Annotated in this window: 16 protein-coding genes; 6 read left to right on the top strand and 10 right to left on the bottom strand. The window is 47.6% G+C overall.

Annotated features, from left to right (window positions below):
- Nucleotides 1–226: 226 nt before the first annotated feature.
- The 3 genes from JWH17_RS05650 to JWH17_RS05640 form a co-directional block, all read right to left on the bottom strand.
- Nucleotides 227–940 (bottom strand): GAF domain-containing protein, encoded by a 714-nt coding sequence (locus tag JWH17_RS05650; RefSeq protein ID WP_205221610.1) that lies wholly within the window; start codon nt 938–940, stop codon nt 227–229.
- A gap of 300 nt (nt 941–1,240) precedes the next feature.
- The gene (locus tag JWH17_RS05645; protein WP_205221609.1) at nt 1,241–2,521 is read right to left on the bottom strand and encodes a replication-associated recombination protein A; all 1,281 of its coding nucleotides are present in this window, start codon (nt 2,519–2,521) and stop codon (nt 1,241–1,243) included.
- Between the two features lie 68 nt (nt 2,522–2,589).
- Nucleotides 2,590–3,465 carry a radical SAM protein gene (locus tag JWH17_RS05640; protein WP_205221608.1) on the bottom strand — a complete coding sequence of 292 codons (876 nt, stop codon included), beginning with the start codon at nt 3,463–3,465 and terminating at the stop codon, nt 2,590–2,592.
- A 360-nt stretch (nt 3,466–3,825) separates the two neighbouring features.
- Between JWH17_RS05640 and JWH17_RS05635 the strand changes: the two genes are divergently transcribed.
- Both JWH17_RS05635 and JWH17_RS05630 read left to right on the top strand, forming a co-directional pair.
- Nucleotides 3,826–4,425, top strand: coding sequence for a carbonic anhydrase (locus JWH17_RS05635; RefSeq protein ID WP_205221607.1), 600 nt, complete (start codon nt 3,826–3,828; stop codon nt 4,423–4,425).
- A gap of 486 nt (nt 4,426–4,911) precedes the next feature.
- A complete protein-coding gene (locus JWH17_RS05630) occupies nt 4,912–6,942 on the top strand; it encodes an AsmA family protein (RefSeq protein WP_205221606.1) in 2,031 nt (676 codons plus the stop codon).
- Between the two features lie 67 nt (nt 6,943–7,009).
- Here JWH17_RS05630 and JWH17_RS05625 read toward each other — a convergent pair whose 3' ends face one another.
- Both JWH17_RS05625 and JWH17_RS05620 read right to left on the bottom strand, forming a co-directional pair.
- Nucleotides 7,010–7,585 (bottom strand): flavodoxin family protein, encoded by a 576-nt coding sequence (locus JWH17_RS05625; RefSeq protein WP_205221605.1) that lies wholly within the window; start codon nt 7,583–7,585, stop codon nt 7,010–7,012.
- Nucleotides 7,586–8,039: 454 nt separating this feature from the next.
- On the bottom strand, nt 8,040–9,161 hold the full coding sequence (locus JWH17_RS05620) for a hypothetical protein (protein WP_205221604.1): 1,122 nt from the start codon (nt 9,159–9,161) through the stop codon (nt 8,040–8,042).
- 258 nt (nt 9,162–9,419) lie between these two features.
- On the opposite strand from JWH17_RS05620, the gene JWH17_RS05615 reads away from it, so the two are divergent.
- The 3 genes from JWH17_RS05615 to JWH17_RS05605 all read left to right on the top strand — a co-directional run bounded on the left by JWH17_RS05615 (nt 9,420) and on the right by JWH17_RS05605 (nt 12,727).
- A complete protein-coding gene (locus tag JWH17_RS05615) occupies nt 9,420–10,007 on the top strand; it encodes a DUF4388 domain-containing protein (RefSeq protein WP_205221603.1) in 588 nt (195 codons plus the stop codon).
- 216 nt (nt 10,008–10,223) lie between these two features.
- Nucleotides 10,224–11,630 (top strand): pyridoxal phosphate-dependent decarboxylase family protein, encoded by a 1,407-nt coding sequence (locus JWH17_RS05610; protein ID WP_205221602.1) that lies wholly within the window; start codon nt 10,224–10,226, stop codon nt 11,628–11,630.
- A gap of 377 nt (nt 11,631–12,007) precedes the next feature.
- A complete protein-coding gene (locus JWH17_RS05605) occupies nt 12,008–12,727 on the top strand; it encodes a helix-turn-helix domain-containing protein (RefSeq protein ID WP_205221601.1) in 720 nt (239 codons plus the stop codon).
- A 67-nt stretch (nt 12,728–12,794) separates the two neighbouring features.
- Here the strand turns inward: JWH17_RS05605 and JWH17_RS05600 are convergent, their stop codons facing one another.
- A complete protein-coding gene (locus JWH17_RS05600; protein ID WP_205221600.1) occupies nt 12,795–14,213 on the bottom strand; it encodes an FAD-dependent oxidoreductase in 1,419 nt (472 codons plus the stop codon).
- Between the two features lie 30 nt (nt 14,214–14,243).
- Nucleotides 14,244–18,692: a glutamate synthase large subunit gene (gltB, locus tag JWH17_RS05595; RefSeq protein WP_438941062.1), complete on the bottom strand. Its 4,449-nt coding sequence runs from the start codon at nt 18,690–18,692 to the stop codon at nt 14,244–14,246.
- Nucleotides 18,693–19,037: 345 nt separating this feature from the next.
- Here gltB and JWH17_RS05590 point away from each other — a divergent pair, with 345 nt between their 5' ends.
- Nucleotides 19,038–20,336 (top strand): CBS domain-containing protein, encoded by a 1,299-nt coding sequence (locus tag JWH17_RS05590; RefSeq protein WP_205221598.1) that lies wholly within the window; start codon nt 19,038–19,040, stop codon nt 20,334–20,336.
- Between the two features lie 9 nt (nt 20,337–20,345).
- Here the strand turns inward: JWH17_RS05590 and JWH17_RS05585 are convergent, their stop codons facing one another.
- From JWH17_RS05585 to JWH17_RS05575, 3 genes are read right to left on the bottom strand one after another with little or no spacing between them, the layout of a single operon-like run.
- On the bottom strand, nt 20,346–20,687 hold the full coding sequence (locus JWH17_RS05585; RefSeq protein WP_205221597.1) for a histidine triad nucleotide-binding protein: 342 nt from the start codon (nt 20,685–20,687) through the stop codon (nt 20,346–20,348).
- A 10-nt stretch (nt 20,688–20,697) separates the two neighbouring features.
- A complete protein-coding gene (locus JWH17_RS05580) occupies nt 20,698–21,315 on the bottom strand; it encodes a hypothetical protein (RefSeq protein WP_205221596.1) in 618 nt (205 codons plus the stop codon).
- Between the two features lie 33 nt (nt 21,316–21,348).
- Nucleotides 21,349–22,245 (bottom strand): hypothetical protein, encoded by an 897-nt coding sequence (locus tag JWH17_RS05575; RefSeq protein WP_205221595.1) that lies wholly within the window; start codon nt 22,243–22,245, stop codon nt 21,349–21,351.
- Between the last annotated feature and the right edge of the window lie 254 nt (nt 22,246–22,499).

Here is a 22,499-nt window from a genome sequence, read left to right as displayed (position 1 = left end):
GCCTATTATTAGCGAAACTGAAAATTTGTCAAGGTTTTTTTGATACTAGTAAAGTGAAACGCAGGTTTTGTTGTTGGGTATCAGATCTGTTGAGACGTGAGGCTATTGGGAAGGACGAATTCATTACCAAAAAATTTGAACCCGGCACTGCCTGAACTGATGAGAAATCCGGGTTATTCAAGATGCCCTTGATTTGAGTGAGATACAAGGTGGGGATATTTTTCCTCTATTCGGATAATTCTTCCGATAAAATAATAGCCTCTGCAATTTCACTCATGGAACGTCTTGTATCCATGCTTTTCTTTTGAATCCAGCGGAAGGATTCGTCTGCACTGATTTTACGACGGGCAATTATAATTTCTTTGGCTTTCTCAACTAGTTTTCGAGTTCGTAACTGTTCGCGAATATTACGGGCATCCATTGCAAGTTTAGTGTTGTGGATAGCCAGGGCTGCCTGATTGGCTACGGTGGCGATTAGATTGATTTCTGATTTGGGAAAATCATGAGGTTTGTCGGTAAAACAGTTGAGTACACCGATTACATCATCTCCTACTTTGAGCGGTACTCCGGCCATGGCTACCAGTCCTAATTTCTGGGCCATCTCCTTTTCTTTGAACAGGGAATACTCTTTAACATCTTTTATAATTAATGGGCGTTGCTGGGTTGCTACCATGCCGACAACCCCTTCATTCAAGTGCAGTATCCTGTCTTTGACGTATACCTGATCTATAGCCTGGGTTGTTTTTAACCTGATGATTTTTTCCCCATTTTGTTCATCGAGCAGCCAAAGAGAGCAAATTTCCACCCCTGTGACTCGGGCAGTAACCAAGACTATCAACTTGAGGACATCGTCAAGGTAGTGATCAGAAATCACCGCTTGGCTGATTTCCATAAGAGCTTTGAAGTAATTTTCGTATAATTCTGAGGAAGTATCCTGCATTCGTATATCCTGAAAAGGTCGTTGAAATTATAGTCGACGCAAAACTGCGTGGTATTATAAGCAAGAAGATGAGTGCTTGTTTACCTGCTGATATACATGAAAATGGGTAAAAGCGTGGCTCCATTGTTCCAGGGAGAGCGGTACTGAGAAAAACATTCTAAAATCAAATAATTATAACATGTATTTGTTTTTGTGCGCAACTTATTAAATTGAGCGTAGGGAAGATGATCTGCACGCTTTACCCTTGCCGCTGATCAGTAAAAAGAGAGTTCGCTGTTGCAGGGGTGCAGGCGTTATTTATTATCGATACTTTCTTTTCCACCAGTAGCTTAATCGTTCCATGATAGTCACCTCTGCCGGGGTGGTCTGTGGTTGGTAGATGCGATGTTGGCGGATGCTGTCCGGCAGGTACTGTTGATTGACAAAATTTCCGGGGAAGTCATGGGGATATTGATACCCTTTTTTATAGCCCATTTCCTGCATTAACTGGGTGGGGGCATTTCGCAGATGCATGGGGACCGGGAGATTACCGGTTTCGCGCACCAGGGCCTGGGCTTTGCCTATGGCAAGATAGGCTGCATTGCTTTTGGGAGAGGACGCTAGATAGAGAGCGGTTTCGGAAAGTATTATCCTCGATTCCGGCATCCCTACCTGTGTCACTGCCTGAAAGCAGGAAGTGGCTAAAAGCAGGGCATTGGGGTTGGCCAGGCCAATATCCTCGCTGGCCGATATGACCAACCTTCGAGCAATGAATTTTGGATCTTCACCACCTTCGATCATTCGTGCAAGCCAGTAGACGGCTGCGTCGGGATCACTGCCCCGGATCGATTTAATCAGTGCTGAGGCTATATCATAGTGCTGTTCGCCATCTTTATCATAAAGAGAGGGGTTTTCCTGCAGTTCGCGCAGTACCATCTCGTTTGTAATACTTATTTCTTCTTCCTGCTGAGCATTGATAACCAGCTCGAGCATGTTCAATAGTTTACGTGCATCGCCGCCTGCAAATTTGAGCAATGCGTCTTTTTCCTGAAAGGAAATGCTTTTTGTCTTTAAGGCCGTGTCGGTTGCGACCGCATAGTCAAGCAGATCCTCCAGATCCTTATGCTCTAAGGGGTTGAGGACGTATACCTGGCACCTGGAGAGGAGCGGAGAAATAATTTCAAACGATGGATTCTCAGTGGTTGCACCAATCAGGACAACTGTCCCCATCTCCACAGCACCGAGCAAAGAATCCTGCTGAGATTTGCTGAAGCGATGAATTTCGTCGATAAAAAGAATTGGGCTCGGCGTGTAAAAGACTTTCTGTTTTTCTGCTTTGGCAATAACAGCACGTACGTCCTTAACTCCTGAACTCACAGCGGAAAGAGTATGGAAATGGCGGTTTAACTGTTTGGCAATGATTTTTGCCAAGGTGGTTTTTCCTACACCGGGTGGGCCCCACAATATAAAAGAAGAAATGTTTTCCGAATCAAGCATCTTGCGGAGAATGCCTTTGTTGCCGACCAGGTGATTTTGTCCCCGGTATTGATCAAGTGTTTCAGGGCGGATTCTCTCGGCTAAGGGTTGGGTGGTGTGTATCATTCCAAGGTCGTTTGGTAAAGTCTATTGATTGGGAGGCGAATATATAGAAATGGGCGGCAGTGTATCGATTACTGATTGCCGATATACACCGGCCGAAACGTTGTTTCAGCTCTCTGCAGGGCCTGATCGATTTGATTGATGAGCAAGGGTTTTGCAGAGGGGAGTTTTCCCTCAAGATTGATATAATTGGTGTAGTGATCACTGGTGAGCAGAGATGACGCGTTTAATTGTTCAAGCATTTTTTTTGTCTCCAGCAGTACCTCATGCGGACCGAGCATTGAGAATTTGTGGTTAAGGATATCCTCCAGTAGCGGTGTGTCTTTTTTGGGAAGAAAGGTTCGCAGGCGGATAAAAGTAGGCTCAATAGCATCGAGTACCTTGGCGGTTGCTGCCGCATGTTGCATGGTTCGTTCTTTGCCGCCGATTCCGAGCATGGCGTAAAGGCTCAGTTCCATGCCGGCTCTCATAACCCACTGTCCTGCCTCAATTTGCTGGGTGCTGTTGGTGCCTTTACAGATGCGGCGTAGAATTTCGTCATCACCGGATTCGAGGCCAACATGAATTCGCGTTAGCCCGGCGTGTACTAATTGCTGTAACTCCTCCAGTCCTTTTGCGTGAATATACTGAAACGAGCCATAAACAGTTATTCTTTCCAGCTTGGGGAAGAGTTGGTAGGCATGCTCGCATATTGTACAGAGGTCTTTGGTTTTCATGGCAATGGTGTTGCCTGCCGGGAAAAAAAGAGTGGATACTTTAGCTCCATACTCCTGCGCTGCTTGTTCCATGTCTTTGCAGATAGCCGCTACCGGCCGCACTTTGAACGGCGGACCGTTTTTGTACACCATGCAAAAAGTACATTTATTGTGCGGGCAACCGACAGTAGCTTGGATCAGTAACGAGTCTGCTTCACTTGGTGGTCTATAGATGGGGCCTTCGTAGTGCATGGTCAGTGTAGGAGCTATTAATAAAATTTTGAAATGAAATGTACATTCAGGAGTAATAAGCCATTTTAAGGGTACCTTGGAAAAAGTTTTTTTGCCATGCTGAGCATTAATGCCTATCAGGCCGTGGTTAAAAAAATGGCTCTCCTGAAGTTGAGGATCTGGCTATAGACATAAAAAATAAGGAGATAATCTAAAAATAGCGATTTATATGAAGTCATTTTGCGCTGGTATTTATTTTTCTTACATCATTCATCTATTTTTCTTATTCTTTTTCTTTTGTTTAAGGACCACATTGTGTATATAGTATGAGCCAATATAGCACAACTTTAACTGATACTGTTATGCAAGAGAGGTGTACTGATGGAGCAAATTGTAACCACACGACCCACGGCAGACGAAGCCCTGAGTCTGCTTTTAGAAGGAAACAAGAGATTTATTTCCTGTTCGTTGGAGCACCCCAATCATTGCGAGGAATCAAGGGGAAGATTAGTGGAAGGTCAGGAGCCAATCGCTTGTATCCTGACCTGTGCGGATTCCCGTGTTCCTCCGGTTGATATTTTTGATCAGGGGCTTGGAGATGTCTTTGTGTTGCGCGTTGCAGGTAACATCGTCAATGATCAAATCCTTGGAAGCATTGAGTATGCAGTAAAGCATCTTCACTGTCCTTTGGTGATGGTACTTGGCCATACCAGTTGCGGAGCTGTGGGGGCAGTGGCAGGGGGTACCCGTTTAGGCGGGCATATCGCCAGTTTGACACCACCCATTGATGCTGCAATAAAAAACGTTCAAGGAAAAGATGGCAATTTAGTGAACAATGCCTCTATGGAATTGGCGAAAAATATGGCGACTAAGATTGAGCAGTCAGAACCATATGTTGCCGATTTGGTAAAGGATGGTAAGGTGAAAGTTGTGGCAAGTTTTTATAATTTGGAAACCGGAGAGGTGTCCATGCTCGATTAGAACCAGCCAATTTCTTCTTTTTTTCAAACGCAGCATAGGCGAATTTGTATTGTCGCTTTTGCTGCGTTTTTTGTTTTATATCTCGTAACTGGTCTGCAAGCACCCCAACTCTCAACTATCTGCCCACCCAGCATACCAATGTATCGAAGTCAGGGCTTATTCCCTCAATCAGTCAGTTTGTGAGCATTTGGAGCACTGCTGAGCAGTTACAGTTCGAGGCAAATCGACAATTTTAAGTCTTCGCTGAACAGTAACTACGTCTCTTGTATCTCGAAAATAGTGGTGCCGCTAGCCTTGCTTTTGTTTAAGGTTCTTTGTCATTGTCGGCTGTATCCCCGGCAGTGTAAAAGTTGATTTAGTTCTTTATGGCCTTGATATCTTGTTATATTTCAGAGTATTCTTTTTGTGTGGGGTAGTGAGGTGAGTGCAGCTACCTCAAACAGAAAGAGCGGATTGTTGACATAATACACAGGCTAGGGGGGAGTGATGAAGACTTTTTTTCGTTGGCTGGTAAAGGGTTTTTTGGTGGTGGTTGTATGTCTTGTTCTGCTTATCGGTGCGGTAACTTTCTTTAAAATTCCGATTAACCTGACTTCTTACAAAGATCCTGTCGAAAGCATTATCAGCAACGCCCTGCATCGACCGGTCATTATAGACGGTTCCATTGTTATCTCTACTTCTCTGCAACCTGTTTTTACTCTCAAGGGGCTGCAAATTCAAAACCCAGCAGGTTTTAGCCAAGAGAAATTTCTTTCTCTGGATCAGGCCAGAGTACAGATAGCTCTCCTGCCTCTTTTGCAAAAAAAACTGCATATTCCCGAAATTAATGTTCAGCAATTAATCGTCACTCTTGAAGAAAATAAAAACGGCGCTGTTAACTGGACATTTACTGGAGATGACAGTGCAGAGGAGAAGTCGCCTGTTGCAAAGCGACCACCTGAAAAAAGCAAAGAAGGTGCGCAAAAACTTGAATTGACCGATGATTCGATTGTGGTGGAGAAGCTTCGGTTTGATAATATTATCGTCACCCACTACACGCCTGGGACCAAAGAACCTGCAACGTTCGAGCTGAAAGAATGTACTGGTTCCATGATGCCTGGTTCTCCTCTACAGCTTGATATGGCCGGGGAGTTACTCACCTTCCCTTATTCATTGAACGTTTCTGTTGCCTCCATTGAGGAGTTTCTCACCAGTAGCAGTACTTGGATGGAGATTCAAGCAGAGGTTGCCGATACTCTGCTTGGTTTCGTGGGTAAGGTAGACCTTGTACCGGCTCAAAGAGCACTGGCCCTGAAGGTCATTATTGAGGGCGAAAATTTAAAAAGTCTTGACCAGCTTTTGCAGGTCGATTTGCCGCCGCTGGCTAAATATAGTGTTGAAACTGACCTAACATTGCAAGAAGAACGGTTTGATTTGAAAAATTTAGCTGTTTCTACTGGGAGTAGCAGCCTTGTTGGGACGGCAACCCTTGTCAGAGAAAAAAAGGTTACTGCTGAGGTTGACTTTCATTCACCATTGATTCAGCTTGATGATTTTGTGTTTGATGACTGGTCGTGGAGAGGCGAAAAGGTCTCGCAAGAAAAAGAGCAAGGGGAGGATACGGAGGAGAAAACCGTAGCAAAAGAAAAGACAGGAAAAGAAGTACGAAATCTGCTTGATCCGGATTTGCTTGATGATTTTGATATTGGCCTGACCGTTCGTGCCGACCAGGTTCTGTCTGGGGAAGATCAGTTGGGTAGTGGTTCCTTGAAGGCGGTTTTACGCGACGGGCGGATGGCAATTGAACCTCTTGCATTACAAATTCCGGGGGGTGAGATAACGATGTCCACATCTCTTAAGCCGGGCCAAGAGGCAGCAGATGCTACTTTTCGAGCTGTAGTTCATAATTTTGATATTGGCATCTATGTACGTCGGCAGAAGCCGGAGTCGAAAATGTCGGGGTTGGTTAATCTCGATGTGGACCTTTACTCTTCTGCAAGTACTGTTAATCAGATTTTTGCCAACGGAAACGGCTATTTTGATTTTTCAGGACATCTAGATAATCTTGGTGCCGGAATTATTGATCTGTGGGCGGTGAATTTGATCGCAGCTATTGTATCAAGTACTGAGGAGGAGCAATCTGAAGTGAATTGTGCCGTCGGCAGATGGAAGGTGGAGGATGGACTGTTGACCCCCGATGTTTTTTTCATTGATACGAGTAAAATACGTATCTGTGGCAAAGGGCAGGTCGATTTCAGAAAAAATACAGTGAACTTAACGGTTTCACCAACACCAAAGAAGCCGGAATTTTTTAATCTTGCAACACCATTAAAGATAAGTGGCAGCTTTGATGATATTAACTTCGGGCTTCGGAAAGGAGCATTGGTAGGAACTGCTGCAAGGTTTATTGCCAGCCCGTTGGTTGTCCCGATTAAACGGGTCTTTTCCGATCAGATCCCCGAAGATGGCAGCGATGCCTGCGGGCTGCCCCTGGGGCCTGACAATCGGTCTGAAATATATGTGAAGGGGTGCGACTGAACTCTTCAACCGGGTGTGTAGGCTGCTATTGTTGGCTTATGTTCTTGCAAGCAATAACGACTGATTATTACAATATCAGTTCTCTGGCGAGCTGTTCGGCCTGCAGGGCATAACTGCTTATATCTGTATTGGGCATCATGTCCAGGTCAGCCGCCATGATCGTTTTTACAGAGAAACCGTAGAGCTTAAGATACATGCTATATCTCTTCAGCACGTCTTCGTGGGCGATACGGGCATCAACCTGGGAGAGGATGAGCAGTGCTGTCTTCCCCTTGGGAAGGCGGCTGGCATCGGTAGGGTCTGAAATATATTCAGGCCGTATGAGCGACCACATTCGATCATAAAATGATTTGAACTGACCGGAGGTGTCCCCAAAATAAATAGGGGAAGAGAATAATGTGATATCTGCCGTGAACAGATCTTCTAAAATCTGGGTCGCATCGTCGCGGAGAATGCATTTGTCCGAACGTGTATGGCACCCTTCACATCCTTGACAACCCCTATATTGCATGCCGTTAAGATAATAGTTTTTAACAACAGCGCCACGACGTTCCGCAGTTTCAGTGAATGCCCTGGCAATACGAGCAGTGGTGCCGTTTTTTCTCGGACTACCAAGAATGTTTATAATTTCCAATGGTTTCATCGTGTTCTAATGGTCTGGGCAAGTATCTGTTAGGGCTATCTTGAAAAATTGCTCATTCATCCAACTTTTTTGCTATACCCAAAATTTTATCCTCAGAGGTAAACGCAGGCTCCGATATCAACTCTATGCCTGTGGTAAAATTTTAGATGCGCCTCGAAGTTGAACGAATTTTCTATTTTTTCAAGCCACCCTTAAGTAGTGGGTTAGGGTAATTTGCAAAGATCTTTAGCATATTTTTACGAAATTATCCCTGATAATTAACACCTCCAATAAAACCTGTTTTTATTCAGCGGTTTTCATAAATGGTCGGTATCTTGCGTTATCGACCCCATACCCACTGTAAAATATTGTGCATGCCTCGGATTATAGCGCTTACCTGTTCTCAACGTAATATTCTCAATTTCGGGCTATCGGGTTAGGCACAGACAATGGTAAAGAAATGGAGCAGGGTTGGTTATTTCTGCCACGTGTGATCAGTGATGGTGTTAGCATGCCGAAACCGTGGTTGGCAGAGGGCGAGGTGACTCTTTTTGGCAGCAACAAGACTTCTGCTGCCCCGCATCAGTTGCAGCGTTGAAAGTACTTCCTCAATGGTGCGTGGTGATGACTTGAGGCAATCGATTAGAAAAATTGGTAGCCGGCCAAATAAAATTTGGTGCAATGCCGCGAGGCTCTGCACCAGGTGAGGCAGCGATAAGGAACCATCCATGAGCGAAATCGTTTGCCCCTGAAGAGCAATGCTCGCCGGGGAGGAAAGTGGGGCAAACATACTTTGTATCAGTTGGTTGAGTTCTTCCTGCGTAGGGTTGGATCGAAGAACGGTATTGTTGTTCAATAAATCGGTGAACAAGGTAAGCGGGAGACGGGTATTTCCATCGACTTGGTCGACGAGGTGAATAAACAAGGGTACTTGTGGATAAATTGCTTTTTTGGCAAGGATAAATCGTTGAGAACGCTGGGCCGTATGGAGCAAGCCGGCATACATCTCTTTTTGGGCAGGGCCTATCACGGGTGAAAGGGCTGTCAGTTGATCAATAAGAGTTTGATCTAATCCACGGTGCAGACGGTCTGTGCCTTTTCGTAGAGCAGTCATCTCTTTGAGCGGCTGGAGGATTTTTGACGGACATTGTTTTGTTAGGTCGTCAAGCAGTTGCCGTAGCGGCTGATCGATTTCGCTCCATCTGGCTGAGCTTGACAGTTCAACAAAATTCATCCAACGGCTGAGATCAATGCGGCGTCCCACTTCAATTCGATCGAGTTCGTACAGCGCGTCATCCAGGGAAGCAATGTCTCTTACTAGAGTGTTGTCTGCTGAAAAAATTGCAAATGCAGCTGTCTTTTTTTTGGGTATAACTCGTTTAGTGTAGCCATTTTGACTCACACTTTGCCTCATGTTTGTTGTGAGCGGCCGTAGGTGGGCGGAAGACGGAGGTCGTATGGTTTGCAGGAGCTCAAACACTGCCTGCACCGCTTTTGGGTCCTCGCCGGCAAGAATATTCACGCCATCTTTGACCTGTATCCAGTGTGTGTCTGCAAGCACTTTATGCGCTCGAATTCGAAATTGGAGCAGTTCCATAGTTTACCGATGGCAAAAAGATTAATATAAGTAGTTGGAAATGATAGACACGAAGTGGCATTTGTGCCACTGTGGCGGCAATACTTTGTTTCGTTGCCAGGGAGTTTCATGTTGGCAAGAGAAAAAACTTGACATCTTTTCCTTGGATGAGAGACTGTACATAGGAGGCTGTTTGCGAATATTATTTTCCGATAGGCTCTCCTGGAACATAAGCTTTTTCGTATCCCTTTAACTCCATTTTGTCATATGAAATCCGTCTTGCAGACACTTTTCAGATCAAAAGTGCAGCCTCTGGTTGAAGATGTCCCGCCTCAAGAGGAAGGGCAATGGAGAAAAAAGCTCCGTAAGGCAAGTAAAGTCGCCCTGCAGGGCGATATCGCATCGATTTCCATTGATGACATTTTTCAACTTTTTAGTCATGCAGGGCTTACCGGAGAACTCGAAGTCCTCACCACGGGGAACAGTGGATGCTTTTTTTTCACCAAGGGGGTCTTGGTCTTCGGCATGCTTGAAACCAGTCAGAAAAAGATCGGTGAGATTTTGCTGGCGGAACAGCAGATTACCTCCCAACAGTTGGAGGAGTGCCTCGCCATCCACCGAGAAGGTGATCGAGAGCAGCGACTTGGGCATATTTTAATCCAACAAGGCTATATCCATCCAGACAACCTGACGTATTCTCTTGGGCGACAGATAAAGGATGCCTTTTTCGAGGCTCTTTCCTGGAAAGAGGGTAACTTTCTGTTTTATGTCGATCAGGCCCCTGAGGAAGACCGATTGTTAGTTAATGAGCGCATAGATCATCTGCTTTTGGAAGGTATGGTTTATATTGACGACAACAACTCTTGAGTGCTTCTTGTCATTTTTGTTCCCTCCCATTCTTGCCTTTTTTTTACTTATTTTTTAGAACGCTTACTTACTGTTCGATAATACCGTTTCACTGTAGTATAGGGCAGTAGCACCAGAGCGTTATTCACACGAAATTAGCAATGTATAATTCTGCCTCACCCTGACTGCACCGGCAGGGAGTGGGTCTCTGCCTATAGGGAGCGTTCAGTATTAATCATGGATTCTGAAAACGTATTTCAACACCTTCTCCAGATCATCGAGCGGTATCATGAAAATCTTACCCAGGGCCGGTATGTAGCCTATCACGAACCCGAGGCGCTCTACAATCTACTGCAGCTGGATGAGCAGACGGAAGGAGATTGGAACAAGCTCTTCGAGTGGGTGGAAAAATATCTGACCTATGCGGTGAAAACAGGCAATCCTGCCTATGTTAACCGGATGTGGGCAGGAGCGAATCTCCCTTCCATCATCGGCGAAATAGTGACTGCGGTTTCCAATACCTCTGCATGCACCTTTGAGACCGCTCCGGTATCTACGTTGATGGAGCAGTACATGCTGCGGGAAATGCTTGCTCTTGTCCGGTTTGAAGATGGGGTCGGCCAGATGACGACAGGCTCCAGCAATGCGAATATGATTGTCATGATGGCTGCTCGCAATGTCGCTTGTGAAAAGGGTAAGTCTTGTGGGTTGTTCGGTCAGTCAAGACTTTGTGCTTTTGTTAACAGAGATGCCCATTATTCCATGGATCGGGCTGCAGCGATTTTAGGGATAGGAACGGATAACCTGATCAAGATCGCAACCGATAGCCATGGCAGAATGGACCTTGTGGACCTGGAGCAACAGATTGTACGGGTAAAGGAGGAAGGCGCGATTCCATTTTTTGTGGCAGCAACGGCTGGGACAACGGTTCGTGGAGCATATGATGCGATTGAACCAATGCTGGCATTACGTGAGCAGTATGGTTTTTGGCTGCATGTGGATGGTGCCTGGGGTGGTGCGGCAATTTTGAGCGATACGCTGCGATCACGATATTTATCGCATGTGGAGGACGCGGATTCTTTTACCCTGGATTTTCACAAAATGCTCGGGACAGCCCTTATGTGTAACGTGGTGCTGTTTAACAAGCGGCCATCTATTCTTCAGCAAATATGCAGTGCTGGTGATGAGAGTTACATCTTTCGTAAGGGCGTTGGGGGAGAGTTGCGGGATCTCGGGAGTCAGTCGCTGCAATGCGGCAGAAAGGTAGATGCTTTAAAGTGGTTTCTTGATTGGAAATTTTATGGGCGTAAAGGGCTGGCTGAGCGAGTTGAAGAGTATCTGCAACTTTGTATGTATGCCGAGGAACGTATACACGCTGAGGCGGAGTTGGAGATGGTCGTCCCTAGGGAATCCTTTAATGTTTGTTTTCGCTACAAAGCTCCACCGGGTGAGTCCGCAGGCGATTTTAATATTAGACTGCGCAACCGTATGCAGCAAAAAGAACGGGGATTGGTAGGTACTGGTTATGTGGATGGCCAACTGGCTCTTAGGTTGTTAGTCACAAATTTTAATGTGGGTAAGCCTGAGCTTGATACGTTTTTTGAAAATATTCTTTTGACCGGGCGCGAGATAATAGAGGCATAATAACCATGACATCATGGAAATAAGGCAGCGTAAGCTCGCCTTTGGTGAACATTTTGTTGAGTGTATATCTCGTAACTATAATTAGATGGAGTTGTAAATTTTCACAATGTTCACCAAATGTCAGTCCATGTCCATGCGGTACCATTTTCTTCAGTATTTTGGCAGTAAAAGGTAAGCGTAGACTCCGATAGTCTACTATAATTCACTCCCAAAAACTTTGAACCCGGCACTGCCTGAACTGATGAGAAATCCGGGCTAACTCATTGTTTTATAACTTTTTCGGCAAGATAAGATTGCAGGATGCCCTTTTCTACGTTTTATTAGCTTATCAGCTACTGGGCGTACCAAGAATTTGAGTGGAAAAGAGGTGGGTATTAATGAGTGATAGTGATTTCCAGGTAACACAGAAGCAGGCTGCCGAATATCTCAATGTCTCTACCAAAACCATCAGCAGGTATCGAAAAAAAGGATTACCTTACAAGATGATATTGAACCCTGTCACAGGGAAGCAGGAGGTTCGATTTCGTGAGGAAGATCTGCGGCGATGGCATGATGGCCGAAATTTGCTGGCAACGTATGGACAGGAAGGCAACGCTGGAAAACAGGGTGCGCAGCAGGCCACCGTTTCGACACCAACAAGTGCTGTCTCAGGTTCACACCAGGCGGCAACCAACGATTATCTGGCAGAACTGCTTGAAGTGTACAAAGAGCAAATTCAACTCCTGCGTGAACAGCTGGAAGATATGCGGGGCCAGCTAGCACGGCGGGATCGTCAAATTGACGACCTGATGCGTTTGATGGTCGGGTTGCAGCTTGAGTATAATCCGGAACCTGCCGAAAATATGCAGCAGGTTGAGCTGGGAACTGATAACAGGACCGTTGATGTCGATGGTGATAAAAAAATATTCAGCAAGGAAGAGTTGTCCGAGTCTGTGCTCAGGCTCCGTCAGCGTGGCAAGAGTTACGCCGAAATTGCCCGGGGCCTGAATCATATTAATGCGGCAACTCTTTCAGGTACCCCTCTTTGGAGTGCTGCCGAGGTACAGAGCCTTTTACCCTCACTGGTCGATAATAATCATGGGGTGATTGAACTTTAATGTGTGTTGAAGCTCTTTATAGAGCAGGCTGGTAAAGAGCTGTCCGCAAACAACACCTAAAGCAAAATTATTGTCCAAGATACTGCAGTATACCGTTGGCAGCTTGTCTTCCTTCCCAGATAGCTGTAACAACCAGGTCTGACCCTCGAACCATATCCCCACCCGCAAAAATCTTTGGGTGACTGGTCTGCATTGGGAATGCGCTTGTTTCGGTTGCCACAATTCCACCCCAGTTGTTGATTTTGACCCCGCTTTGGATCAGCCAATCGGGTGGGTCCGGTCGAAAACCAAAAGCGATAAGTACGATATCCGCCTCCAGGGTTTGCTTGCTGTCAGGAATGATAACAGGGCGGCGACGACCGGTTTCATCAGCTTCTCCCAGCTCGGTTGTGACCAGGTCCACCCCTTTCACTTTGTTTTCACCGACGATACCCATTGGCTGGCGGTTAAACAGAAAGGTGACCCCTTCCTCCCCGGCATTAACAACTTCCTTTCGAGATCCAGGCATGTTGGCTTTATCCCTCCGATAGGCACAGGTGACACTTTTAGCACCTTGCCGAAGTGCTGTTCTGCAACAGTCCATGGCTGTGTCGCCTCCACCCAGGACAACCACGTTTTTTGCGGCAGTGTCGATGAAGTCAGCAAGTTGAGTTGAATATCCAAGGTTATGGCAGACATTGCCTATCAGAAAAGGCAGCGCCTCGTACACCCCCGGCAGTTGCTCGCCCTGGAAATTCCCCTTAAGTGACTGGTATGTCCCCATGCCGAGAAAAACTGCATCATAGGTGGCAAGCAACTCCGCAAAGGCTTCACTGTTAGCGATTTCCGTGTTCAGCTCAAAGCGAATCCCCATTTCGGTAAATATTTCGCGCCTCCGTTGAAGTACGCTTTTTTCGAGCTTAAATTCAGGGATGCCAAAGGTCAGGAGGCCGCCGATTTCCGGGTAACGATCAAACACCACCGGGCGGACGCCATTGCGGACCAGTACGTCGGCACAGCCAAGTCCGGCTGGGCCTGCGCCAATGACGGCCACCTTTTTGTCTGTCCACTGCACATGGGACATGTCCGGCCTCCACCCTTGGGCAAGAGCACGTTCGGTAATATATTTTTCAACATTACCAATGGTCACGGCTCCGAAGCCGTCGTTTAAAGTACAGGCCTCCTCACACAGCCTGTCTTGTGGGCAGACCCGACCACAGACTTCGGGAAGGGTGTTGGTCTGGTGGCAAAGCTCGACCGCTTCATTAATATTTCCCTCTGTGATGAGCTTGAGCCAGTTGGGGATAAAATTGTGGACCGGGCACTTCCATTCACAGTAAGGATTACCGCATTCCAGGCATCTGTGGGCTTGATCCTGTACATGCTGCAAGGGGACCTCTTCATAGATTTCACGAAAAGCGGCCTTACGGGTGATGATGCTCACCTTGGGGGGTAATTTACGTTCAACATCAAGAAACTGGAATGCATTCTCAAATCTGTTTTTCATGGCATTGTCTGTTCGTGCGCTTGTTATCGGCTATTCACCGCGTTGGCGGAGTCGGTTGAGGAGGTTGGAAAAGTCGGCAGCCTTAGGCTTCACCATCCAAAATTTACCGATATAATCCATGTAATCATCCAGGAGATGCCAGCCCCAGTCGCTGTTGGTTTCCCGGCAATACTCTTCAATCACCATGTGAAGATGATGTCGGTATTCCTCCATGTAGCCGGAGTGAATACGTTGTATCTCCACCAGTTCGTGATTGTATTTATCGACAAAGGTGTTCTCCATATCAAGAACATAGGCAAATCCACCGGTCATGCCTGCGCCGAAATTTGCCCCGGTCGCGCCGAGAACGGTGACCAAACCGCCGGTCATGTATTCACAGCAATGGTCGCCGGCCCCTTCGATAACAGCATGGGCACCTGAGTTACGAACCGCAAATCGTTGGCCGGCAAGACCAGCAGCAAAGAGCTTGCCTCCGGTGGCACCATAGAGGCAGGTATTGCCCAGAATGCTGGTTTCGTTGCTCTTGAAGGTTGACTGGTGGGGCGGTCGGATAACGATTTTGCCGCCTGCCATCCCTTTGCCGACGTAATCATTGGCATCACCGTCAAGGTACATTTCCAAGCCGCCTGCATTCCAAGCGCCAAAGCTTTGGCCGGCAATACCTGTCAGCTTCACCTTGAGCGGGTTAGCGTTCATGCCTGTGTTACCGTACCTTTTGGCGATTTCCCCGCTAAGTCTGGCACCTATGGATCGATCACAGTTGGTTAGGGTAAAGGCGTGAGTGCCACCATTTTGTTTTTCAATGTCCGGCATCATTTGCCTAACCATTTTTTCCGCCAGCTCACCTCGGTCAAAGGGAATGTTTCTGGCGATGGTGCAGTGTTGCGGCTTAAGGTCAAGCTCTGGGTCGCGATGGAGAAGCGGGGTTAGGTCGAGTTTGTTCTGTTTGCTTGTTGCACCGGACACCGGGGTAAGCAGATCAACCCTTCCGATGAGTTCATTGATTGAACGTACGCCAAGAAAGGCCATCCATTGCCGAGCTTCCTGGGCAACAAAGCGAAAGTAATGCATGGCCTTTTCCACGGTACCGGAGAAGTGATTCCGGCGGAGATCATCGCGCTGGGTCGCAACCCCTGTTGCACAGTTATTGAGATGACAGATGCGCAGATATTTACATCCCAGGGCAACCATGGGCGCAGTACCAAACCCGAAACTTTCTGCACCCAGGATGGCTGCTTTGACAACATCCAACCCCGTTTTTAAGCCACCGTCGGTTTGCAACCGGACCTTGTCGCGCAGGTCGTTAGCCCGCAGCGTCTGGTGAACCTCACTGAGTCCAAGTTCCCAGGGAGATCCGGCATGGTGAATGGAAGAAAGCGGACTTGCCGCTGTGCCCCCGTCATATCCTGAAATGGTAATCAGGTCTGCATATGCTTTCGCTACCCCGGCAGCAATGGTCCCTACGCCTGGACGGGAAACCAGTTTAACAGAGACCAGAGCGTCGGGATTCACCTGTTTCAGGTCATAAATGAGCTGTGCCAGGTCTTCAATGGAATAAATGTCATGATGAGGTGGGGGTGAGATAAGCGTTACCCCAGGGATGGAATAGCGTAATCGGGCGATGAGTTCCGTTACCTTACTGCCGGGAAGCTGCCCCCCTTCTCCTGGTTTGGCCCCTTGGGCAATTTTGATCTGCAGTACTTCTGCGTTGGCAAGATAATGGGGGGTTACACCGAATCTTCCCGAGGCGATTTGTTTTATTTTAGAAACCTTGTTGGTGCCGAATCTGGCAGGGTCCTCGCCACCCTCACCACTGTTCGACCTGCCTCCCAAGGTGTTCATGGCCATGGCCAAGGCTTCGTGTGCTTCCGGCGACAAAGCACCCAGGGACATGGCGGCAGAGTCAAACCTGCTGATAATTGCTTCTACCGGTTCAACTTCTTCAATGGGAACAGAGGGACCGGATTCGGACAGAGTAAGCAGGTCACGCAGGGTTGCCTGTGGGCGTGTATTGATCAGCTCTGCACAGGTTTGCCATTTATCGTAGCTGCCGCTTGTGACTGCAGCTTGCATGGTGGTGACCACGTCGGGGTTAAAGGCATGATACTCCTGGCCGTAGATAAATTTGAGTGCCCCGCCGGCCTGGACTGGAATTTGAGGGGTAAACGCAATCTTTGCCAATTGTTGCTGGTCAGCTTGAAGATCACTGAAACTCGCTCCCTGGATTCGGCTCGGGGTACCGGTAAAACAATAATCAACCACCTCGCTGCCAAGGCCTACTATCTCAAAGAGCTGGGCTCCCCGATAGGAGGAGATGGTGGAAATACCCATTTTCGAAAGGATCTTGCGTAGCCCTTTGTTGATTCCTTTGCGATAGTTTTTAAAGGCCTGATCCACGCTGACTGTGAGGTCATCTTTTTCGTGGAGCTGGTTAAGCACGGAATAACTCAAATATGGGTAGACCGCCGTCGCTCCATAGCCGAGAAGGCAAGCTACCTGGTGTGCATCTCTTGCAGAGGCGGTTTCGACAATGATATTTGCATCGCATCGTATACCGAGCCTTGTCAGGTGCTGGTGGACTGCACCGGTTGCCAACAGCGAGTGGACAGGGAGCAGGTCAGGTTCGTAATGGTCATCGGTGAGCAAGAGTATTACTGCACCATTGTTGACCGCCTTTGCAGCCTCATCACATAAACGCTGAAGGGCTGTGTGCAGATTTTCCTGTCCTGGATCATGATAGAGCTTGAGCCTTTGAACCGGATAGCCCCATCGATCAAGATTAACCAGCGCCTTGAAGCTGCCTGTGGAAAGTATTGGCGAACTCAGTTTAACGCGATTTGCATGCTGTTCCGTTTCTTCAAAAATCGAGAGCTCCGGACCGATGCAGGTCTCAAGCGACATCACCACCGCCTCGCGCAGCGGGTCGATGGGCGGGTTCGTTACCTGGGCAAATTGTTGGCGAAAATAATCATAAAGCGGCCGTTGTCGCCTGGAAAGTACCGCCATGGGGGTATCGTCGCCCATGGAGCCGGTTGCCTCCTGGCTGGTTTCCGCAAGCGGGCGCAGCAGCTGGTCCTGTTCCTCAAAGGTAACCTGAAACAGTTTCATAGCCGCTTTGAGTATGTTTTCCGGCAGTTTTCGTTCGATATCTTCTTTTTCAAGGGTAGCTTCAATACGAAGAGTATTGTCTTTAAGCCACTGTTTGTATGGTTTTTGCTTTTTTAATTGCTCATCCACATCTCTGGTGTGCATGAGTTGTCCGGTATGGGTGTCGATGGAGAGTATTTTTCCTGGGCCGAGCTGCCCCTTGGCAACCACCGCTGATGGGTCATAGTTGTACACCCCTATTTCCGAGGCAACCGTGATAATATCGTCTTTGGTCAGCACCCAGCGGGAAGGACGCAATCCATTGCGGTCCAGAGCACACACTGCATACCTGCCATCGGTAATGACCAGGCCGGCAGGGCCGTCCCATGGCTCAATATGCATGGAGTTGTATTCATAAAAAGCGCGAAGATCCGGGTCGAGGTGTTCGACGTTTTGCCAGGCAGGCGGCATCAGGATGCGAATTGCCCGATGGAGCTCCATTCCTCCAGCAAGCAGAAGCTCAAGCATATTATCAAGGCTGGAAGAGTCTGAACCGCTTCGGTTCACAAGCGGGGTGATTTCGTCAAGGTTCGGTAGCAGCGGTGTTTGGAATTTTGGAGTTCGAGCTACTGCCCAGTTGCGGTTGCCTGATATAGTATTTATTTCGCCGTTATGAGCAAGAAGGCGAAAGGGTTGGGCCAGTGGCCAGCGTGGCATGGTGTTGGTTGAAAAACGCTGGTGGAAAACGCAGATAGCTGTTTCCAGGTTTTCATCTGCCAGATCGGGAAAAAAACGAGGCAAATCAACGGGCATCATCAGCCCTTTATAAGAAAGAACAGAGGTGCTGAGGCTGGCGACATGAAAGTCAGGATCGTGTTGCAGGCGGATTTCAGCTTTGCGGCGGGCAAGCAGGAGCCTGGCATTGCATTGATCAAGCGGCAAATCATTGCAGTTGACGAACACATGGTTGAAGACAGGTAAGCTATCGAGCGCTATGGGACCGAGACAATCTGTATTGGTAGGCACTTCCCGCCACCCTGCAACCTCAAGTCCTTCGGTCGCCAGCGTTTCTGCAAGTATTTTCCGGGCAGCTTCAGCCAGTGAGCTGTCCTGGCTGAGCATCACCGATCCCACTGCGTACACCGAAGGTAGCGGGTTCGCGCAGCATTTGCCGGCAATGCTGCGCAAAAAAGCATCCGGTTTCCGGATCAGGAGGCCGCAGCCGTCTCCGGTGCGCCCATCAGCTGCAATGCCGCCTCGGTGCGTCATACAGGTCAGCGCCTCTATGGCTGTCTGTAGCAATCTATGACTTGCATTGCCTTTAAGGTGGGCAATGAGGCCGAAACCGCAATTGTCCTTGAATTCATTTTGATTGTAAAGCCCTGGCATCAGCATATCCTTGTGATCCGGATGAAAAAAAGTGCTCAATGCGGAGGTTGCAGAGCAAGAAGACGTCTTTTGTGCCTGGAAGGACACAAAGCTCGGTGCTGCTGCATTGAGCATGGCCTGTGAAAAAATAATCTACCAGATGTCTTCCAAATCAACAAGCTGGATGGCTTCGGAAAGGAAGAGAAGCAGGGCTTGCTCACGACTTCTTGGCTTGACAGTTCCCCATAACTATATACACTGAAGTGAGACTACTGGTTGGAAGCCATTGCAACTGCATATCTTCTTTTTTGAGGGGTGTGCAACACAGGCCTATGGCAGGTATTATTTTCTCCTTTTTAAGAGCATTGCATGCAAATAGCAACGACCCATAAGAATACTGATTTTGACGGATTAGCATCCATCCTGGCGGCGACACTTGTTTACCCCGGCTGCGTGGCTGTTTGTCCTAAGAATGTTAATCCTAACGTTAAGCGGTTTCTTGCCCTGCACAAAACGGCTTTCACCGTTGTGTTGCCAAACGAAATTGATATGAATAAAGTTGACAGCTTGATCATAGCCGATACCAACCAGTGGAAGCGGCTTGATCGGATGGAATCGCTAAAGGATCGTTTGGATGTGGAAATACTGCTGTGGGACCACCATATGGGACTCGGCGATGTCAACTCGCAATGGCAAAATGTGGCTCCGGTGGGGGCAACGATTACTTTATTTGTTCAAGAAATACAAAGGCAGCATATTGAACTTACCCCGCTACAGGCAACAGTGTTTTTGCTTGGACTGTATGAAGATACCGGACAGCTGACCTTCAGTTCAACAACTCCGGCAGATGCTCGTGTGGCTGCATTTCTTCTCGAGCAGGGAGCTGATTTAACCATTGCCGTTGATTTTTTAAACATGGCCTATGGTGAGACGCAAAAAAAGGTGTTGTTTCGTCTTTTACGCGATGCAGAGGAGATAGATATTAAAGGCCACCATGTCAGCATCGGCGTCGTATGGGTACATAAATACACAGAACTTGCCATGGTGGTTCAGTTGTACAGGAAAATTGTCAATGCAGATGCCGTGTTTGCCATTTTTGTCAATCAGGATGAAAAGCAGTTTATTATCGGTCGCAGTGGTGTTGCAGACATCAATGTACATGCTCTTCTTGCTCCGTTTGGCGGCGGAGGACATCCGGGAGCTGGTTCAGCTGTTGTCAGTGAACCTGGAGTCACACCTGGGCTCATGCGTCAGAAAATTATTGCAGCCCTGAAAGAAGATCAGAGTGGACGCGCGCTGGTGGCCGACATGATGTCTTTCCCCGTAACAACAGTGCCTGCAGAAACACCCATGCATGAGGTGCGAGCCATCATGGAGCAGGAAAAAATTCGGGGAGTGATTGTTGCTGACGAGCAGGGGATACAGGGGATTATTGTGCTATGGGATCTGAAAAAGCTGAAATTAGAAAAACAGTGGAACAGCCCGGTAAAGGCCTTTATGAAAAGAGATGTCGCAACTATTCATCCCGATGCCCTTGCCAGCGAAGCTGCAGAATTGATGGTGAGTAAAAATATCGGTCACCTGCCGGTTCAGCAAGGGAAAGAGGTCATCGGAATCGTGACCCGTACAGATATTATCAACTATCTGTACGGGATGCTGCCGGAATAAGAAGTCTTTTTAGCCTGGAGGCCATTGCATGCTGCGTCCGCCCAGAATGTGCATGTGGATGTGAAACACTGATTGCCCGGCCTGTTCACCATTGTTGAACACCACCCGGTACTGGTCAATACCCTCTTTGGCGGCAAGTTCATTCCCTATGCGCATAATTTTTCCGATCAGTTTGTCATCCTCGCTGGTGACAGCGGCCGGCCCTTTAATATGTTTTTTAGGGATAACAAGGAAATGGACTGGTGCCTGCGGCGCAATATCTCTGAACGCCAGTATCTCGTCATCTTCGTACAGTTTGTCGGCGGGTATCTCTCCTGCAATGATTTTACAAAACAGACAGTTAGTTTCCATTTTTCCCCTCTTATAGTGTGGGTTGCGGCTGCAGATTGATCATCAGGGCGTTATCACGCCCTGTAATATCAACGGGTACCATGGTCAAAGGAAATGGCTTTTCTCCAAGTTTAAAGTTAGTTAGCTTTAGTGTATCCAGTTGTAAAGGATACTCCTGCCCCTCGAGCGCTTTCAAGAGCGGACGAATTGCATCGGATCCGGTGTCTGACTGTTCTGGGGCAGGGAAAAATGGGGTGACGAAAAGTTGTTGTTTCCCTTTGTCAAATCGAGTTAGAAGATCACAGGAAACAGGAAGGTTAACTTCTCCCAATTTCAGGCGAATTTTTTGATTGGCAATGGTGGTTACCATTGACAGATTTTTGCCTCTGACAACGCCTTGGACGGAAAGAGTATTGTCGTTTATTGCCAATTTCTTTAACGATTGCAGCGTGATCTGTCCCTGCAGATCAGGATTATTAGTATTGATTTTCAGGGGGAGCATTTTTTGTAATGAGTGTAGTACTGTCTCTGCTGGAAGGGTGATAATGATATCTCTGTCACGGCTCTTCTCAGCTGCTCCAGCTACAAGAGGGACACAAAGAGTAACAGCACATACAAACAGCAAGAGATAAAAAATAGAGCGTATCATAAAAAGAAGGTGGTAGGTGAAAAGTGACTGGGTTTATTTACGTTGAGCTACTTTACTTTTTTTTCTAAAGATCGCAAGCAGCCAGATGGCAAGTACCGTAAAAATGCCGACAAAAGAATAAAGGTCCCGCTGGCTGGAATGAACGTGATAGGCCGTCACTTTTACAGTGTTCCGGTCTTGGAAAATTCCTTGTAGAGAAATTTTTGTTTTTTCAGCAAGCGCCATTGGATGGATGTGCAGTTTTTCTCCGGTAAAAATTTGGATGGTTGATGTCTGCGGGTCATAGTTGCCGCGGTCAATGGCCAAGGTGTTGCCGGGTCGTGTCGCTTGATCGCGAAGGGTTTGGATAAAGTGGTTGTCGGCTGCAAAAGGGCCGTCCATGAAAAGAGGCGGTGCTGCAAGGTAAAAGAGCAGCAGCAGGCCGGCAAAAAGAGTGTTGAGTGGTTTAATGACCAGGTCAAGTTCCTGATGTCGATCTGAAAAAGCGAAAAACAGCAGTACAATACATCCCAAAAGAGAAAGAGCCTGGGTGGCCCAGTGCTCCGGCCAGAACAAACCAAAAGAGGTCAGGTGCCAGGAAAAGGGAGCGAGCAGATGGACCCCGTTGGCCCATTTTATCTGGAGGCTGTCCAGCAGCAGATGGAGCAGGCTGTTGCCGCTTAATACCAAAAAGAGGATTTTCTTGTTGCAAGCGAGCAGGCAGAGAGCACCACTGAGGAGCAGGCAGAAAAAAAGTGAAGCCTGCACCATGGTATATGCGCGCAGGGTGATGAAATCAACGCCGGGAGCAAGCCAGTGAACAATACGCTGTATGATCCACGGTATATCCGGAATAATACAGCCAACAGCAATCCACTTTACGTCAATCGTGTGATCCACGGCCTTGGTGGCTATGGTCTGTACCCCAAGATGGGCAAGGGTATTCGGCATGGTATTTTTAGCCCGGATTTTTCATGAGCATTGTGTCAACTTGTTAAAGTACACACAATTTCTGTTTGTTATGCAAGCTCAAATGGAGTTAACAGTTTTGCACAGTGTTCACCAAAGGTCAGTCCATCAAGCCTCATCTTCTTCAGTCTTTTGATGATGAATATAATTTATTATCGGAGTCTGCGCTTACCCGGAGTCTGCGCTTACCCGGAGTCTGCGCTTACCTATTCATAAACAAAAAATTTGAACCTGAC

Source organism: Desulfogranum marinum (genome assembly GCF_016918565.1).
GTDB lineage: Bacteria > Desulfobacterota > Desulfobulbia > Desulfobulbales > Desulfobulbaceae > Desulfogranum > Desulfogranum marinum.
The sequence above is the reverse complement of the archived record's forward strand: the minus strand, read 5'-3'. Positions and strand labels throughout refer to the sequence as shown.

Coding starts and splice junctions, on each gene's coding strand:
- JWH17_RS05630 (WP_205221606.1), top strand. CDS start 4,912: ATGAAGACTTTTTTTCGTTGGCTGGTAAAGGGTTTTTTGGTGGTGGTT.
- JWH17_RS05575 (WP_205221595.1), bottom strand. CDS start 22,245: ATGCCGAATACCCTTGCCCATCTTGGGGTACAGACCATAGCCACCAAG.
- JWH17_RS05585 (WP_205221597.1), bottom strand. CDS start 20,687: ATGGAAACTAACTGTCTGTTTTGTAAAATCATTGCAGGAGAGATACCC.
- JWH17_RS05650 (WP_205221610.1), bottom strand. CDS start 940: ATGCAGGATACTTCCTCAGAATTATACGAAAATTACTTCAAAGCTCTT.
- JWH17_RS05580 (WP_205221596.1), bottom strand. CDS start 21,315: ATGATACGCTCTATTTTTTATCTCTTGCTGTTTGTATGTGCTGTTACT.
- JWH17_RS05645 (WP_205221609.1), bottom strand. CDS start 2,521: ATGATACACACCACCCAACCCTTAGCCGAGAGAATCCGCCCTGAAACA.
- JWH17_RS05605 (WP_205221601.1), top strand. CDS start 12,008: ATGAGTGATAGTGATTTCCAGGTAACACAGAAGCAGGCTGCCGAATAT.
- JWH17_RS05640 (WP_205221608.1), bottom strand. CDS start 3,465: ATGCACTACGAAGGCCCCATCTATAGACCACCAAGTGAAGCAGACTCG.
- JWH17_RS05635 (WP_205221607.1), top strand. CDS start 3,826: ATGGAGCAAATTGTAACCACACGACCCACGGCAGACGAAGCCCTGAGT.
- JWH17_RS05600 (WP_205221600.1), bottom strand. CDS start 14,213: ATGAAAAACAGATTTGAGAATGCATTCCAGTTTCTTGATGTTGAACGT.
- JWH17_RS05620 (WP_205221604.1), bottom strand. CDS start 9,161: ATGGAACTGCTCCAATTTCGAATTCGAGCGCATAAAGTGCTTGCAGAC.
- JWH17_RS05610 (WP_205221602.1), top strand. CDS start 10,224: ATGGATTCTGAAAACGTATTTCAACACCTTCTCCAGATCATCGAGCGG.
- JWH17_RS05625 (WP_205221605.1), bottom strand. CDS start 7,585: ATGAAACCATTGGAAATTATAAACATTCTTGGTAGTCCGAGAAAAAAC.
- JWH17_RS05590 (WP_205221598.1), top strand. CDS start 19,038: ATGCAAATAGCAACGACCCATAAGAATACTGATTTTGACGGATTAGCA.